Origin of the sequence: Bacillus sp. JJ1562 (assembly GCF_036962705.1) — a bacterium.
Taxonomy (GTDB): Bacteria; Bacillota; Bacilli; order Bacillales; family Bacillaceae_L; genus Ferdinandcohnia.
The window spans coordinates 48817-65384 of sequence record NZ_JBALOQ010000044.1 but is presented as its reverse complement, the minus strand read 5'-3'; the positions used below and the strand labels follow the sequence as shown (position 1 = coordinate 65384).

Annotated in this window: 13 protein-coding genes and 1 riboswitch; of the genes, 9 read left to right on the top strand and 4 right to left on the bottom strand. The window is 37.6% G+C overall.

Going from position 1 to position 16568, the window contains the following annotated elements; genetic code table 11:
• Window positions 1-125: 125 nt before the first annotated feature.
• Complete coding sequence (locus tag V7097_RS21250) at window positions 126-1295, bottom strand: IS256 family transposase (RefSeq protein ID WP_335705640.1); 1170 nt, start codon at window positions 1293-1295, stop codon at window positions 126-128.
• Window positions 1296-1671: 376 nt separating this feature from the next.
• Between V7097_RS21250 and V7097_RS21245 the strand changes: the two genes are divergently transcribed.
• A complete protein-coding gene (locus V7097_RS21245) occupies window positions 1672-2919 on the top strand; it encodes an MFS transporter (RefSeq protein WP_335705639.1) in 1248 nt (415 codons plus the stop codon).
• A gap of 29 nt (window positions 2920-2948) precedes the next feature.
• On the opposite strand, the gene V7097_RS21240 is transcribed toward V7097_RS21245, so the two are convergent.
• Window positions 2949-4040, bottom strand: a complete 1092-nt coding sequence (locus V7097_RS21240; protein ID WP_335705638.1) for a DUF1648 domain-containing protein — start codon at window positions 4038-4040, stop codon at window positions 2949-2951.
• Window positions 4041-4042: 2 nt separating this feature from the next.
• A complete protein-coding gene (locus V7097_RS21235; protein WP_335705637.1) occupies window positions 4043-4435 on the bottom strand; it encodes a GntR family transcriptional regulator in 393 nt (130 codons plus the stop codon).
• 141 nt (window positions 4436-4576) lie between these two features.
• Window positions 4577-4675: riboswitch (purine riboswitch) on the top strand.
• Between the two features lie 106 nt (window positions 4676-4781).
• On the opposite strand from V7097_RS21235, the gene V7097_RS21230 reads away from it, so the two are divergent.
• The 6 genes from V7097_RS21230 (at window position 4782) to V7097_RS21205 (ending at window position 12980) form a co-directional block, all read left to right on the top strand.
• Window positions 4782-6074 (top strand): NCS2 family permease, encoded by a 1293-nt coding sequence (locus tag V7097_RS21230; protein WP_335705636.1) that lies wholly within the window; start codon window positions 4782-4784, stop codon window positions 6072-6074.
• A gap of 132 nt (window positions 6075-6206) precedes the next feature.
• Window positions 6207-6896 (top strand): response regulator transcription factor, encoded by a 690-nt coding sequence (locus V7097_RS21225; protein ID WP_335705635.1) that lies wholly within the window; start codon window positions 6207-6209, stop codon window positions 6894-6896.
• A gap of 1 nt (window position 6897) precedes the next feature.
• Window positions 6898-7902, top strand: coding sequence for a sensor histidine kinase (locus V7097_RS21220; RefSeq protein ID WP_335705634.1), 1005 nt, complete (start codon window positions 6898-6900; stop codon window positions 7900-7902).
• Window positions 7903-7990: 88 nt separating this feature from the next.
• On the top strand, window positions 7991-8674 hold the full coding sequence (locus V7097_RS21215) for an ABC transporter ATP-binding protein (protein ID WP_335705633.1): 684 nt from the start codon (window positions 7991-7993) through the stop codon (window positions 8672-8674).
• The gene (locus V7097_RS21210; RefSeq protein ID WP_335705632.1) at window positions 8671-11259 is read left to right on the top strand and encodes an FtsX-like permease family protein; all 2589 of its coding nucleotides are present in this window, start codon (window positions 8671-8673) and stop codon (window positions 11257-11259) included. The genes V7097_RS21215 and V7097_RS21210 overlap by 4 nt, the downstream gene beginning before the upstream one ends.
• Window positions 11260-11711: 452 nt before the next feature.
• The gene (locus tag V7097_RS21205) at window positions 11712-12980 is read left to right on the top strand and encodes a mechanosensitive ion channel family protein (RefSeq protein ID WP_335705631.1); all 1269 of its coding nucleotides are present in this window, start codon (window positions 11712-11714) and stop codon (window positions 12978-12980) included.
• A gap of 51 nt (window positions 12981-13031) precedes the next feature.
• Here V7097_RS21205 and V7097_RS21200 read toward each other — a convergent pair whose 3' ends face one another.
• On the bottom strand, window positions 13032-13538 hold the full coding sequence (locus tag V7097_RS21200; RefSeq protein WP_335705630.1) for a DUF3189 family protein: 507 nt from the start codon (window positions 13536-13538) through the stop codon (window positions 13032-13034).
• Window positions 13539-13789: 251 nt separating this feature from the next.
• On the opposite strand from V7097_RS21200, the gene V7097_RS21195 reads away from it, so the two are divergent.
• Together V7097_RS21195 and V7097_RS21190 are read left to right on the top strand one after the other, a co-directional pair.
• Entirely contained in the window at window positions 13790-14911 is a 1122-nt protein-coding gene (locus V7097_RS21195; RefSeq protein WP_335705629.1) for a type I phosphomannose isomerase catalytic subunit, read from the top strand.
• 23 nt (window positions 14912-14934) lie between these two features.
• Window positions 14935-16461 (top strand): sodium:solute symporter family protein, encoded by a 1527-nt coding sequence (locus V7097_RS21190; protein ID WP_335705628.1) that lies wholly within the window; start codon window positions 14935-14937, stop codon window positions 16459-16461.
• The last annotated feature ends 107 nt before the right edge of the window (window positions 16462-16568 follow it).

The following is a 16568-nucleotide window of genomic DNA, read 5'->3' as shown; positions in this document are numbered from 1 at the left end:
AGTCAAGTCCAAACAATTGTGTAAAATTTGTCTACAGTGTTTCAACTCTATTTTGTTTGTTTGTATATTTGTGGTATTGGGAAGGGGTACCCCTTCCCAATACCACAAATTTTCGCTCCGCGCGGTTACCCTTGGTTAATATATCTTTTTTTATTCAGTTGAAGTTGCTCGTTTTCCATCAGTAAAGCCCCAATAAGTCGGAAAGCTGACTGTGTGTTAGGAAAGATTCGAATAACTCTCTCTCGTCTTCTAATTTCTTGATTTAATCGTTCGAGCGAATTAGTACTAGAGATATGTAATTGAAATTTTTCCGGTTCATTTAGAAATTGGATTGAATCTTCAAAGCCTTCTTCAAGAATAGAAATCGCATTTTTAATCTTTGTGGATTCAATATGTCTCGAAACAAATTCATCTTTAAATACCCTTGCCTCGTCCGGAGAAATTGTTTGATAAATACGGCGAATTTCATTTTTCAATTCACCAACTCCTTTTTTAGGGAGTTTATCAATAATATTTCGTTTAAAATGAACAGTGCATCGTTGCCAAGAGGTCCCGATAAACTCTCGTTCTATGGCTTTCTTTAACCCAGCATGCGCGTCAGAAATAACGAGCTTAGGAGACTGGAGCCCCCGAGACTTTAGATTTTGGAAGAAGCCTTGCCAGGCTTCAAAACTTTCTATATGATCTATTTTTAATCCAATAACTTCACGCTTTTTCTTCTCATTCATTCCAGTCATGAGATAGACTGCTTTTGATACAACTTTATCGTGTTCACGGACCTTAATATACATCGCATCAGCATATAGATATGGAAAATATTGAGTATTAAGAGGACGATTAGCCCACTTATTAACAATTGGATCGAGTTTTTCAGTTAGGGAGGAAACAAAAGACTTAGAAACACTCTCCCCACATAGCTGCTCCACTATATTTGTAACTTTTCGTGTAGAAACACCATTTACCACCATTTCCAACATAGCGAGTACCAGGGCCTGATCAACTCTAGAAAACTTCTCAAAAACTGAAGGGGAGAAGTGGCCTTCTCTTGTACGAGGAACCCGTAGCCTGATTCTCCCAATACTAAGTATTAGTTCTCGTTCATAATATCCATTACGATAATCAAGGCGTTCCGAAGAACGCTCATAGGAACCTGCACGTAAATAATTATCACGTTCCTTTTCCATAATCTCATTTAATACTAATACAATGGAAGACTTTACAACTGCATCAATATTGGAATTCATCACTGATTCTTTTAAAACATCAATATCTAGGTTAAACTGTATTTGAGTCATTTTTATTCCTCTTTTCTTTGTTTTTCTTGGTCGTTAAACATTGTAGACAAAAAGGAATAAAATGACTCTTTTCTTTTTACACAATTATACGGACTTAATCCGAAGCCTTTTCGGAAAGTCCTTCATCGACGTTATGAAGGACCGAGCATAGCCGAACCCTCATCGGAAAGTCCTTCATCGGTGTTATGAAGGACCGAACGCCGCCTAACCCTCACCGTAAAGTCCTTCATCGAAGTTATGAAGAACCGAACGCCGCCTGCCCCCATCGGAAAGTTCTTCATGGACAAGCAGCATACTAACTAGAACGCCTGTGAATAATTACCATCCCTCTTTGGAACGCTTATACTATCAAAGTCCATACAAAAGTGGTGAAAAAATGCTAATTAGAGAAGACACCCCAAATAAAATACACCCAGTTGTTAAAAAGCTGATGTTAGTTAACACCATTCGAAGCATTGGACAAGGCATGATGGTGGTTGTTTTAGCTCTATATCTTGACGCTTTAGGGTGGAGCGCTATAAAAATCGGAACCGTGCTAGCAGCCGGGGGATTGCTCGGAGTCTTCCTAGCACCGCTAATTGGTATAGTTAGTGATCGAAAAGGTAGGAAACCCTTTATTCTTTTTTCGGAGCTATTAACAGCCGCATGTGCATTGATTGCGATCATGACAACGAACCCGATTTTACTATTTGTCGCCATCACCTTTTCGGGTTTTGGAAAAGCAGATGCTGGTTCAGCAAGTCCATTTGCTCCCGCGGAACAGGCATGGCTTGCTTCCTTTATAAAACCGTCTGATCGTGGAAAAATATATAGCTTGAATAATGGGCTTAGTTTTTTCGGAATGGCGACAGGCGCAGTACTCGTTGGAATAATGAATATAGGATCCGAAGCGTACTCGTATCAACTTGCTTTCTTTGTTACTTTTGCCTTCTCACTTGTGACAACCTCGATTATTTTAACGATAAAAGGAGAAAAGCAACACAGGAAAAAGCAAACACTCGACATGTCGCACAATATTGAAGAGAAAAAAATTACAAAAGAAGAAAATACATCGATTTTAAAACTAGCTGGAATCAACGTATTGAATGGAATTGCGATTGGATTAACGGGGCCGATGATGGCCTACTGGTTTTCAGTGAAATTCGGAGTGAGTAGTGTACAAATTGGTAGCACACTAGCACTCACTTTTTTTGCAACTGGTATGACTTCGCTTTTTCAGGCAAGAATTTCGCACAAGCATGGCACCGTTCAATCAATTGTAGTGGTCCGATATCTCGCATGCCTACTTTTAGTATTAATGCCATTGTTATCATCATATGCACTTGTTTCGATTATTTATATCTTACGAACGGCTTTAAATAGAGGATCGCAAGGAGCCGGGCAGGCACTGAGTGTAAGCTTAACTCGCGGTCATCGAAGTGGCTTGGCTTCAAGCATCAATCTTATTTCGATGCGACTCCCCATGTCGATTGGCCCTTATATAACGGGATACCTTTTTGGATTAGGCGCACTGGCTTTGCCTTTTTATATTGCAGCAGGTTTACAAGGTAGTTTTGCATATTTTTACGGAAGGCTATTCCGGGCTTACGATACAAAAATGAAACTAAATCCATCATCCGGATGAAAAAAACGACGAGCAGAGCTTGTCGTTTTTTAAAGAAAACTAAACAGGATGATGATTGCAAGTGGTAACAGGATTATAAAATAACCGATCGGGTTCCCGAAGTTGAGTGTCCACCCAACGCCAAAGCGTTTTTCAACAAAAATGGATGGATCGTTTCTATTTACATAAAAAAGTCCGCCAACCCAATGGGCATCATCGTCATAATCTCTTATTCCTGCATTTGTTTCACCAATGTTTATTTTATCAGAGCGCCCAACTTTTATGGCAAAAGCAATTGTAGAAGCTAAAGTCACGATTAGAAAAATAATTGGTACTGCCATAACAATTGTTCCGTCCACGATATCAGGGTGAATCGTTCTTAATTGAAAGAAACTAAACATCCCCGTTAATAAAATGGTCGTTAAAAACATGAACCAGCTTGTATATTTACGTAAAGTAAGTTGTCTTAACTGTGAAGCATTGGTTGCCGTTGCACTTAATTTAATACCCGACTTTTTCGTAGCAATTTGAATACCTAAAAACATTGCCTGCATCACTAATAACATAAGTGGCGATGAAATAGCTGAAACTGGTGTTTTTTCAGTAAAGGCATCAGCTTCTCCGTTCATTCCCCAGTGAGTTGGAATCTGGTCTGGAAGAAGATTGTATTGTGCAATTGTGTAACCAATCAGGCCAACTGTGATAACCATCGGTACTAAAAATATGTACCATGGAAGCATTTCATCCTTAGCACGAGCTGACAAGTCCGCGATTTGTACCTGTTTTGTATTTTCTCCCCATTTCTTTTTCTTTTTTAACTGAAGTGTTTTTCCATGAAAATAAAAGTAGAGTGTAAAACTGAAAAGAATTATCGCAAATTGAATAATTGTTCCGATCAGAACAGTCTGTTCCTCAGATGGGCTACTCGTTAGTACCCATACAACGTAACCTACCAAAGCAACTATTGATAAAAGGGATACGAGTAGGGCGTATTTCTTTTTATACGAAGAAAGTTTTTCATCCTTGATATTTTTCTCTGGAACCGTAATCCCGAAGATAACCGTGCGCTTCACAAGGAAAGGAACAGCGGTTTGAATTCCAGCTAGAATAATCGCGATTAAGAGAAAGATAGCTAAAGTCATAATTAAACCTCCTTATTTGGTGAGCTTTTAAAATTAATAATAATAGAAGAAACTAATTCTTGAATTTGTTCATTAGACATACCGGCTACTAGTGACTCTGCAATGAGTAATTTATAGTCTTCCTTTAATCGGTCAAAGGAAGCTGCGTTAAAATCTTGTGGGGAAGAAATTACCGCACCAGATTTTGGGACGATTCGGATAATTCCTTTTTCCTCTAACTGATGATAGCTTTTATTGACTGTATGCATGTTGATGCCAAGGTCTCCAGCAAAATTTCTCACAGAAGGTAGTGATTCACCAGGCTGAATCAATCCTCTAGCGATTCCTTCGATGATTTGATTGGTTATTTGCTGGTAAATGGGAATATCGGATTCAGGTTCAATTCGAATCATCATTTTCGATCCCTCCAATACTATAGGACAAGGATACTGTCCCTCTCAATCTGTTCTATATATATTATAACAAATCTGTTCTACCATGTCTATAACACAACAAAAAATGCTTGACGCAACAGAATATCACTGTTAAAATTTCCTAATTATATTAATATAGTAATTTGTATAAGTTCGGGATATGGCCGATCGTCTCTACCAAGCACCGTAAAAAGCTTGACTACAAATGGTTTATAGGGATATCAAATGTCCTTATTACTCTCATTTGTACGAGCTTTGGTAGTTTAACACTATCAAGGCTTTTTTATTTTTAAAATATAATTTACATCTAAATGGGGAATATAGAAATATGAAAAATTATTTTGATTTCAGTAAACGCCAAACTACATATAAGCAGGAATTTATCGGTGGGTTAACAACATTTCTATCGATGGCCTACATCCTTGTGGTAAATCCAATTATTTTAGGTGAATCTGGGATGGACAAAGGTGCTGTTTTTACGGCAACCACGATAACCATTATAGTTGGCTCATTGCTTATCGGTATCCTTTCTAATTACCCAATTGGGATTGCCCCTAGTATGGGACTTAATTCATTTTTTACGTATTCAGTTGTAATCGGGATGGGAATTCCTTGGCAGACGGCATTAACAGGTGTTTTTGTCGCAGGTATTTTATTTGTGATATTAAGTGTGTTAAAAGTACGGGAAAAAATTATTAATGTGATTCCGCAGGATTTGAAGTATGCAATTGCGGGTGGAATTGGTTTCTTTGTCGCTTTTATCGGATTAAAAAATGCGAAAATTATTGTAGGGAACGAGGCAACGTTTGTATCACTTGGAGATTTCACATCTGGCCCGACTTTGCTTGCCTTATTCGGATTCATCATTACCTCAGTTATGCTTGTAAGGGGAATTCGTGGTGGCATATTCTACGGAATGGTTATTTCTTCAGTTGTAGGGATGATCCTCGGGATCATTGACAAGCCGACTGGTATCATCGGTAAAATTCCAAGTCTTGAACCAACATTTGGTGTTGTTTTTTCAGAGCTACCAAATGTATTTACACCAGAATTAATTATTGTTATTTTTACATTCCTTTTTGTTGGATTTTTCGATACTGCCGGGACGTTGATTGCTGTCGCGAGTCAAGCTGGAATCTTGAAGGATAATAAAATTCCAAACGCGGGGCCAGCGCTCCTATCTGATGCTTCCGCAACTGTTATCGGTTCTGTTCTGGGTACTTCTCCGACTGCGTCCCTGATCGAGTCTACGGCAGGAATTGCAGCAGGTGCACGTACTGGTTTTTCATCGATTGTCATCTCAGGCTTTTTCTTTCTGGCTCTCTTTTTCTCGCCATTGTTAGCGGTGGTTACGTCAGAAATTACAGCTCCTGCTCTCATTATTGTGGGTGCAATGATGGCAGCGGAAGTTCGCCATATTAATTGGACAAAGCTCGATATTGCAATTCCGGCATTTACAACGATCATTATGATGCCATTAACCTTCAGTGTCGCAACAGGGATTGCCTTAGGATTCATTATGTACCCTGTCACCATGTTTGCATTGGGAAGACATAAAGAGGTACATCCGATTATGTATGTTTTATTTGTTACGTTCATTGTTTATTTTATATATCTGTAAGTTGCAGCCCCTGGAAATGTCTTTACCTCATATCCAGGGGCTTTTGTTTTTGTTAAAATATTCTAGTTAGGTCTATTTAATAAAACATGGGAGGTGTTGGGACGAGGGACCTGTCCCTTTGTCTGAGTCACTATGAAAATATTACTTGTTGAAGATGATAAGACGATTGCGTCTGGCTTGGATTATTCTTTAACGCAGGATGGGTATGAGACGATTGTTTGTCATAATGCGAAGGATGCCAAGAAGGTAATCACGGAAAAAATAAATGGGATCGGCCTTTGCCTCTTTGATTTATCGTTGCCGGATGGAAGTGGCTATGAATTATGTGAGTTAGTTAAAAAGCAAAGTGATAAACCAGTTATCTTCTTAACAGCACTGGATGATGAAGTGAATGTTGTAATGGGACTCGATATGGGCGCGGATGATTATATTACAAAGCCATTTCGGATTCGTGAACTTCTGTCCAGGATTAAATCTGTACTTCGTAGGTATAACAAGCAAACACCAACCCAGCCCAAAACGATAATAGATATCGACACGTTACGGATCAACACCTTAGAAGGTAAGGTTTATAAAAATGGCGAGGAAGTGTTACTAACGTCGTTGGAGTACCGTCTATTATTAATTTTTGCAAATCATATTGGTCAAATTCTGACGAGAACACAGTTACTTGAACGGATCTGGGATGTAGCGGGTGATTTCGTGAATGATAATACATTGACTGTCTATATTAAAAGATTACGAGAGAAGCTTGAGGATGAACCACAAAGCCCAAAAATCATTAAGACTATTCGTGGTTTGGGTTATAAGGTTGGTGAGTAACATGCTGCGTAACCGAGAAGTCCAATTCTACCAGCTCGGGCAAATCACCATTTCACTACTTGCAATAGGAGTAGCATATTTTCTGTTTTCTGGACAAGTTGCACTCTTTGTTTTTGTCCTATCCGTTCTACTAATGGGATGTAGCATGCTTTTTACAAAATGGAGATATCATGAAATAGAAAAACTCTCTGGATATTTACGCAAAATTGCTAGTGGTGATTATAGTTTAGATGTAAGAGATAACCGTGAAGGTGAACTTAGTATTTTAAAAAATGAAATCTATAAAGTGACATTAATGCTGTCTGAGCATAGCGCGCTATTGCAGCAGGATAAAGTTAAATTAACGAATGCGATTTCGGATATCTCCCATCAATTAAAAACACCACTAACCTCCATGATGGTTATGGCCGATTTATTAGGAGATGCCAAATTAGACGATTCAAAGCGAGCCGAATTTACAAATAACATTCGCGTTCAATTAGAAAGAATTGAGTGGCTTGTATCGTCTTTATTAAAGCTTTCGAAAATTGATGCAGGTACCGCTCTGTTTAAAAAAGAAATTATATATGTTTCAGAATTGGTTGAGCGGGCGATTCATCCTATTCTTGTACCAATGGATATTAAACAACAAAACCTTGAATTACTTGGAGAAAAAGAGGTTTCTATTGTTGGTGATTTTAACTGGACAACAGAGGCTCTAATAAATATTTTAAAAAACTGCGTGGAGCATACACAGAATAATGGAGAGATTTTGATTACATTTTCAGAAAATGCGATGTATACCGAGATTATCGTTTCGGATAACGGGAAGGGCATTGCCAAAGAGGATCTCCCCTATATTTTCAAGCGTTTTTATAAGGGTAAAAATGCAGGTGAGGGAAGTGTAGGAATTGGCCTTGCCATGGCCTATAGTATCATTAAAAATCAACATGGTGATATTGAAGTAAAAAGTGTTGAGGAAAAAGGCACACAATTTATGATTAAATTTTACAAGCAGGTTATCTAAAGTGAATAAATAGTCACTTTGGAGTCACTTAATAGTCATCTTAGGCAGATATACTGAACTCAAGATACGAAAATGTGGAGGGTTACCAATGAATATATTACAAATTGAAAATCTGTCTAAGGTATATGGTAAGGGTGATACGGCTGTTAAGGCACTTGATGATGTGTCATTTTCCGTAAAAAAAGGGGAATTTGTAGCGATTATCGGACCATCTGGTTCAGGTAAGTCTACTCTTTTACACTTACTAGGTGGTGTAGATCGTCCATCTAGTGGTAAGGTTCTCATTGATAACACGGACATTTATGATCTAAATGAAACACAATTAGCGATATTTAGACGAAGACAAATCGGATTAATCTATCAGTTTTATAATTTAATCCCTATTTTGACGGTTGAAGAAAACATAACACTGCCTATGTTGTTAGATGAACATAAGGTTGATCCAAAGCAATTAGCAGATATTGTGAAAATTTTAGGTTTAGAGAAACGATTAAATCACCTTCCTAACCAGCTTTCAGGGGGGCAGCAGCAGCGGGTATCGATTGGACGCGCACTGATAAGCAATCCAGCGATTATGTTAGCAGATGAACCGACAGGAAATCTAGATAGTAAGAATAGTAGCGAAATCATCGAGTTGTTAAAAATGTTCAATAAAACGTATCAACAAACCCTACTTGTGATTACCCACGATGAGCGAATTGCACTTCAGGCAGACCGCGTCATCTCAATTGAAGATGGAAGGATTGCTAAGGATGAGGTGATCCGTCCATGAACATCATCAACAAACTGACGATTCGTCATCTGAAGGAAAACAAACGAAGAACCCTCGTTACAATTATTGGTGTTATCATCTCAGTCGCGATGATAACAGCAGTTGCAACACTTGGTGTTTCGTTTTTAAACCTGATCATTAGAGATCAAATAGCTTCAAATGGGGAATGGCATGTTAAGTACCACGACGTTAACAACGAACAAATACAAGCGATTGAAAATGATAGTCAGACGAAAAAATTGATACTTTCAAATGACCTCGGCTATGCAACTCTTGAGGGTTCAGATAATGATAGTAAACCCTATTTATTTTTCAAGGAATATAACACAGCTGGATTTCAGCAGTTTCCAATAGAGTTGGCGGAGGGACGCCTACCTTTCGCAGAAAATGAAATAGTGATTTCAGAAGCGATTGCTGATAATGCCAAAGTGAAATATAACATTGGGGACCAGTTAAACGTTGATGTTGGTAAAAGAATGTTTGCTGGGGAAGCGGAACCGCTAGATCAGAGTTATTCTTTGCAAACAGACGAAAATGGTGTAATCGAAAAACTTCAGATTGAGTCCACAGAAACACTTACAATTGTAGGGACAATCAAACGACCAACGTGGGAACCTACTTGGTCACCAGGATACACAGTTATTAAATATATGGATGAAAACTCATTGAATCCAACAGATAAAGCTGATGCAGTTGTCGTGTTAAAAAAGATAAATGGCTCTTTATTTAAACATTCGGAAACACTGGCGGATGAACATGGAATCCAGTTTGTTTCATACAATAATGAACTATTGCGTTTGTATGGGGTTACAAAAAATGATAGCCTTCGTGTGACATTATTCTCCTTAGCGGGAATTATTATGACGGTTATTATCATTGGCTCGATTGCATTAATCTACAATGCTTTTGCTATTAGTGTATCAGAGCGTTCTAGACACTTAGGAATGCTTTCGAGTGTAGGAGCGACCAAAAAGCAAAAGCGTAACTCTGTCTTTTTCGAGGGTGCCGTAATTGGAGCAATTAGTCTTCCAATTGGGATCCTTTCGGGGCTAGTAGGAATCGGCGTAACCTTCTGGTTTATTAATTCCTATCTTGAAGGGGCACTCGGTGTTAATGAAGAACTTAAGCTAATCGTTACGCCAGCATCCCTTTTAGTGGCGTGTGTAGTATCGATTGTCACCATTTTCATTTCTACATTTCTCCCGGCGAAAAGAGCTTCAAAGGTTTCGGCAATTGATGCAATTCGTCAAACTCAAGATGTTAAACTGTCAAGAAAAACAGTGAAAACATCAAAATTTGTTCGAAGCATTTTTGGAATGGAAGCAGAAATTGGCTTAAAGAACCTGAAACGGAATAAAAGAAGGTATCAGGCTACTGTTTTCTCACTTGTGATTAGTATTGTTCTCTTTTTATCGGTTTCATTTTTTACAGATAGCCTCAAAAAATCATTGGCGCTTTCTCAAGAGAACATGAGTTTTGATATACTAGTGTATGGTAGTCAATTTGACAAAGAGGATCTACAACCCTTAACGAAGCTTGATTTTGTAACAGAATCGAGTATCGTTCAAACTGTTAATTTAAATACCTGGGTGGATGAGGAACAACTTCCGAGTGAATTACAAAAACAAGTGATAGAGAATCCTGACATGCTACAAGACGGACAGTATAGGTATTATATAGCATTACATGGTCTAGATAATGATAGCTTCAAAAAGTATGCTGAAAAAGTTGGCGCGGATACTACTAAATTTGAAAAAGTAGATCAACCGACCGCGATCATCATCGATACTATTTCTTACAAAGACTTTGAATCAGGAAAATTTGTTGAAACAAAATCAATCGAAACAAAAGTAGGAAATAGTCTGGATTTGTATAATATGGACTTTGAAGATGAGGAACAAATATCTTTGGGAAATATCAAAATTGGGGCGTTAACCGACCAGTTTCCAATGGGAGTTTACACGACTGGGATTGGTGGATTAGATATCGTTGTTTCAGAGGATGTTTTGAAGGATGTGATTTCAGGCAATGAGAGGGCAAAAAAAGAGATTGAAACCTATTTGTTCATGAATAGCTCTGATCCTTTAAAAACACAGGATAAGCTGGATAAAATGAAGCAATCCAGCATGTATGTGTACAATGTCTATCAAAGTAAACAAGGCCAAGAACAGTTAATGCTATTAATGTCAATTTTCGCGTATGGATTCATTACATTGATTTCATTAATCTCAATTGCAAATATCTTTAATACGATTTCAACTAGCATCTCCCTTCGTAAACGAGAATTTGCGATGTTGCGCTCAGTAGGAATGACACCGAAAGGCTTTAACAAAATGATCAATTATGAAAGCATTTTTTATGGGATCAAGGCTCTTACTTTTGGGTTGCCTATTAGCTTAGTTGTTATGTTTTTAATCTATTGGTCACTTGGAAACTCGTTTGACTATGGTTTTACACTCCCATGGATGAGCATCTTGTTTGTTGTTATTATCATATTTATCATCGTGGGTGCAGCTATGTTGTATTCGATTCAAAAAATTAAAAAAGAAAATATCATAGATGGGTTGAAGCAAGAGAGTATTTAAAGGCTAGATACCCACTCCTCCTTTATATGGGCCCTGACCACGACTGTGGTTAGGGCTCTTTTTTACTGTGAAGATGCATAACTGTCTGTGTAGATGCAAATGCTGGGAAAAAGATGCAAATAAACGTGAGCAGACGCAATTCCGTTAGAGAAGACGAAAATATATAGATAGTAAAGCAAATATTCGAGTAGTGACGCAAAATCTGTGGAAACGACGCAAATCTTCGAGTAACGACGCAAATCTGTGGGAAGTGGCGCAAATATTCGTTTAGTGACGCAAATATTCTTAAAACGACGCAAATCTGTGGGAAACGATGCAAATATTCGAGTAACGACGTAAAATCTGTGGAAGCGACGTAGTTCATCGCGATATGAAACAAATTGTTCTGTTATAATGGTAAATATCTCATTACACGCGTATGGAGACACGTATTACATAGCACGGAGGGAAATATGAAGTTTATTAAGAAGGAACTTTTAGAATATGGAATGGATCCAACATGGGCGCATTATCTTGCTGTTGTTTTGATGATTCTTTTTATCGTGATCATCTGTATGGTGGCAAATTTTATCACGAAAAAAGTGATCATTACTATCATCACTCGAATCGTGACAAAGACCAAATTTCAATGGGATAATATGCTTGTAGAGAGGAAGGTATTTCGAAGACTATCTCATATTGTTCCGGCAATTATTATTCATTACTTTGCTTCAAGCTTTAAATATGAGCATTTGATTCAATTGGGTGCGAATACATACATAATCATCGTGGCTTTAATGGTCCTTAGCAGCCTATTAGATGCCATAAATGATATTTATCAAACCCATGAGATATCGAAGACTAGGCCGATAAAAGGGTATATTCAGGTAGTAAAAATTATTGTCATAACCTTTGGGATTATTTTAGTAATCGCGAATCTAATGGGGAAGAGTCCACTTCTTCTTTTAAGTGGAATTGGTGCTTTATCAGCTGTTCTTATGTTGATATTTAAAGATTCATTATTGGGTCTTGTTGCAGGTGTGCAGCTGACAACCAATGATATGGTTCGGGTTGGTGACTGGATTGAAATGCCTAAGTACGGGGCAGATGGAGATGTAATCGATATCTCTTTAGTTACAGTTAAGGTGCAGAACTTTGATAAAACGATAACGTCGATTCCAAGTTATGCTCTTATTTCCGATTTTTTTATCAATTGGAGAGGGATGCAAACCTCAGGTGGACGTAGGATTAAACGCTCTTTATTTATTGACACAAATAGTATTACATTTTGTACAGAGGAAATGATTGAGAAATTTAAGCAAATCCAACTTATTTCGGATTATATAACAAACCGGGAACATGAAATTGAAGATTACAATATCGAGCATGAAATTAATAAGAACAATCCTGTGAATGGAAGGGCGCTAACAAACATTGGCGTATTTCGAGCGTATGTTAGCAACTATATTCACCAGCACCCTGGTATTAATCAAGAAATGACAATGATGGTTCGTCAGCTGGCTCCCACTGAGCATGGTTTACCTCTCGAAATATATGCATTTTCGAATGATGTAAGATGGGCAGTGTATGAAACGACTCAGGCTGATATTTTTGACCACCTGTTTGCAGTTGCGCCGGAATTTGGGCTTCGCTTATTCCAAAATCCATCTGGGCATGATTTGAAAACAATGATGCTAGAAGAAAAAGAGGACGGAAAGATTCGAGGATTAGAAACTGAATGAAGGTAGGGACTCACAAAGGCTGTTTACTACAGCTTTTGTGAGTTTTTTGCCTTATTTGAAATTCTTATTGTCCAACACAACAATTTCCTCACTAGCCGAGTTTCCTGTTTGCTTTGTATGTTCAACTAAGTGCTGAATCGTGTCACAGGCTTGTTTAGCGCCTATCACAAGAAGAGGAACACCGATGAAGTCAATATGGATGCCTCTTGAAAAGAATCCGCCCATCGTCATGGCTAACGGAACTGTTGGGGATGTATTTGAGAAAATGATTTTTTCCTTTTGTTTATATCTTTCTTGGAGGATCGTACTAAGTTGTTTAAGAGCGGGAACGACCAACTTGCTTCTTTTTCGACCTAGTGAATAGACAGGGTTACCATCTTCATCAATTCCATGGAAGATTATTTTTCCAAAATCCTTCTTTGTTAGTTTATTAAAATAATCAATATTCAGGATTTCTTCTTTTGTTAGCTCTCGATCAGTAGGTAATTTATTTAAATGGTAGGCTGCGGCTAATGCTGTACTATGTGTCCCAGCATAATCATTGTATATGTAAATCATAGTAGCCCTCCTAATCTAAGTCATTTTACTTTTATTATCTCCAGAAAATCTCAACCTAAATCGGTATGATTATTTTTAAAGGAAGCATATTTCAAAACATACTTTTGAAAACGTTTTAAAAAAAGGTATTGCAAAAAAATATAGTAATGCTAGAATACTAATATACTAGTATGTTAACGATTGCATTCTAGTAATAAAGAAAAGTGAAAATATTTTTCTACAGTAAATTCAAGTCAAAGAAGGGATTTGCTATGAATAAGTCTGTACCAAACATAAACGGAGAATTTCCTTTGAAATTAGCACCTGCAAGAGCATGGCGGACTTATATGGGAGGGAAATTGATCGAAGAACTGCATGGGGGTAAAAATAAAGAAGATAGTCATTTTCCCGAGGAATGGCTGATGTCGATCGTTTCTGCCAGAAATGTCGGACGTGAACATATCATTGATGAAGGCTTAAGTAAATTGGATATTCCTGATTTAGATATTTCCTTAAAAAGTCTCATTGATGAAAACGCTACCGAGTTTTTGGGACAGAGTCATTTCGAGAAATACGGTAACAATACAGGGGTTCTCGCAAAAATAATCGACTCTGGCGAACGTTTAACAGTTCAGGTGCATCCGAATCGGGAGAAGGCAAGAGAATTATTCAATTCTGCCTATGGAAAAACAGAGTGCTGGCACATTATTGGAGGAAGAGAAATTGATGGTGAACCTCCATATGTATACCTTGGCTTCAAACCTGGTGTCACGAGAGAACATTGGGAAAAGTTGTTTGAAGTCCAGGATATTCAAGGTATGCTTGATTGCCTTCACAAATACTATGTAAAACCTGGAGACACATTTTTAATTGAAGGTGGTACACCTCATGCGATTGGTTCAGGATGTCTGTTGATTGAAATTCAAGAACCAACTGATTATACAATTCGCATTGAAAAAGTGTCACCATCAGGACTTGAAATTGATGCTTTTATGTGTCATCAAGGGATTGGATTTAAGAAAATGTTTGATTGCTTCAATTATGATACCTATACACGAGATGAAACACTGGAAAAATGGTATGTGAAGCCTTCCGTTTTAAAAGAGGTTATGAATAATCGAGAAATTGAATTAATCGGTTATCAAGACACACCTTATTTTAAAATGACACAGGTTGAAGTAGAAAATGAAATAGAAATAACCAATGATGGTATATTTTCTGGTCTGTACATTCTTTCTGGAAGCGGTTCAATTGTTTCAGATGGATATCATCAATTATTTAACATCGGTGATCAATACTTTGTTCCTGCAAAGGTAAGCGATTTAACACTTCGAAACGAAGGAAAAGAACCCTTAAAGGCATTAAGATTATTTGGTCCTAGAATAACAGATTAAAAGAGTAGGAGATGAATTAAGTTATGGCAACATTAGATTGGATTGTTTTAGGAGCGTTTTTCGCTGTAATGATTGGAATCGGTATTTTTAGTTATAGAGCAAATAAAAGCTCGAATGACTTCTTCGTTGGAGGAGGAAAAGTACCTTGGTGGCTTTCCGGGGTTTCTCACCACGTTTCAGGTCACAGTGGTGTGGTATTCGTTGCATATGCAGCTATTGCATATACTTATGGAATTACGATTTACTTTTGGTGGGCAGTTACAATCGGAATTGGGTTAATCATCGGGGCAAAATTTATCGCACCAAGATGGCCTAGACTTCGTCAAAAGTTAGGAATTCAATCACCTACTGAATACATGGCAATTCGTTTTGGTTTACCAGCACAGCAAGTTACAGCATGGACTGGGGTATTAATTAAACTTCTTGATATCGGTGCTAAATGGGCATCTATGGGTATTTTATTAAGTGGTTTCACTGGACTTCCAATTTGGTTAGGTATCATTTTATCTGGTGCAGTTTCCTTAATTTATGTTACAATTGGCGGACTTTGGGCTGACTTAATTACTGACTTTGTTCAATTTATTGTACAGTTAATCGCGGGTATTGTTATTTTTGTGGGCGTTTTCAGCCACCTAGGAGGATTAGGCTCTGTATTTACAATGTGGGGAGACCTACCGGATGGTCATGCAAGTCCGTTTAATGGATCTTATACTCCACTATGGGTATTCTTATTCTTATTCGTAAAATTCTTTGATTACAACGGTGGTAACTGGAACCTAGCAGCAAGATTTATTTCTACACCGGATGGTGAAAATTCAAGAAAAGCAGCAAGACTTTCAGCTATCCTTTACTTTGTATGGCCATTGTTAATTTTCTTACCAATGGTAGCAGCACCACTTGTTTTTAGCGATTTAAGTGATCCAGCTTCACAATTATATCCATTATTAACTACAACTTTCTTACCAGCTGGTTTAGTTGGATTAGTTTTAGCATCTATGTTTGCAAGTACAATGGGTATGACAGTGTCAGATATCAACGCTTTAACAGCAGTTGTTCAACGTGACATTTTACCAGTCTTAAATAAGAAATTTAAAGAAATGAAAGAAAATGTTGATAAAAGATCTCTTTGGATTGCACGTGGTTTAACAGTTATGTTTACAATCATCACAATTATTGTTGGTTTAAAACAAGAACAATTCGGTGGCGTTCTTGGACTAGTTATCACATGGTTCTCGGCATTAGTTGGACCAATGGCGGTACCTTTGATTTTCGGTTTATTCTCTAAATTTAAACACAGCACTGGAGCAGTAGCAATCTATTCTATAGTTGGGGGTATCGTTGGATTTGCTATCACACAACTAACTGATATTATCCCTGTTGATGTTGAAACTGCCTTCCCATTAATCGTAACTTCAATTATATTCTTTGGCTTAGGCTATATCAACAAGCGTAGAGGAGTTACAGTTTCACCTGAAATTGAGGAGTTATTACAATTCTTAGATACAGGCAAAGACGAAAAAAAGACTGACAATGCAAATAAAGCAGGGTAACATTACAAAAACAGAGGATCTCGTAACTGAGATCTTCTGTTTTTTTTTATCTACATAATCCATTCAATGACAATTTCATTGTTAATAGGTAGAATAGTTCGTAAAGG

Bases quoted from the DNA above. Each gene is read 5' to 3' on its own strand.
- V7097_RS21225 (WP_335705635.1), top strand. From the start codon at position 6,207: ATGAAAATATTACTTGTTGAAGATGATAAGACGATTGCGTCTGGCTTG.
- V7097_RS21250 (WP_335705640.1), bottom strand. From the start codon at position 1,295: ATGACTCAAATACAGTTTAACCTAGATATTGATGTTTTAAAAGAATCA.
- V7097_RS21215 (WP_335705633.1), top strand. From the start codon at position 7,991: ATGAATATATTACAAATTGAAAATCTGTCTAAGGTATATGGTAAGGGT.
- V7097_RS21240 (WP_335705638.1), bottom strand. From the start codon at position 4,040: ATGACTTTAGCTATCTTTCTCTTAATCGCGATTATTCTAGCTGGAATT.
- V7097_RS21205 (WP_335705631.1), top strand. From the start codon at position 11,712: ATGAAGTTTATTAAGAAGGAACTTTTAGAATATGGAATGGATCCAACA.
- V7097_RS21220 (WP_335705634.1), top strand. From the start codon at position 6,898: ATGCTGCGTAACCGAGAAGTCCAATTCTACCAGCTCGGGCAAATCACC.
- V7097_RS21230 (WP_335705636.1), top strand. From the start codon at position 4,782: ATGAAAAATTATTTTGATTTCAGTAAACGCCAAACTACATATAAGCAG.
- V7097_RS21195 (WP_335705629.1), top strand. From the start codon at position 13,790: ATGAATAAGTCTGTACCAAACATAAACGGAGAATTTCCTTTGAAATTA.
- V7097_RS21210 (WP_335705632.1), top strand. From the start codon at position 8,671: ATGAACATCATCAACAAACTGACGATTCGTCATCTGAAGGAAAACAAA.
- V7097_RS21245 (WP_335705639.1), top strand. From the start codon at position 1,672: ATGCTAATTAGAGAAGACACCCCAAATAAAATACACCCAGTTGTTAAA.
- V7097_RS21235 (WP_335705637.1), bottom strand. From the start codon at position 4,435: ATGATGATTCGAATTGAACCTGAATCCGATATTCCCATTTACCAGCAA.
- V7097_RS21190 (WP_335705628.1), top strand. From the start codon at position 14,935: ATGGCAACATTAGATTGGATTGTTTTAGGAGCGTTTTTCGCTGTAATG.
- V7097_RS21200 (WP_335705630.1), bottom strand. From the start codon at position 13,538: ATGATTTACATATACAATGATTATGCTGGGACACATAGTACAGCATTA.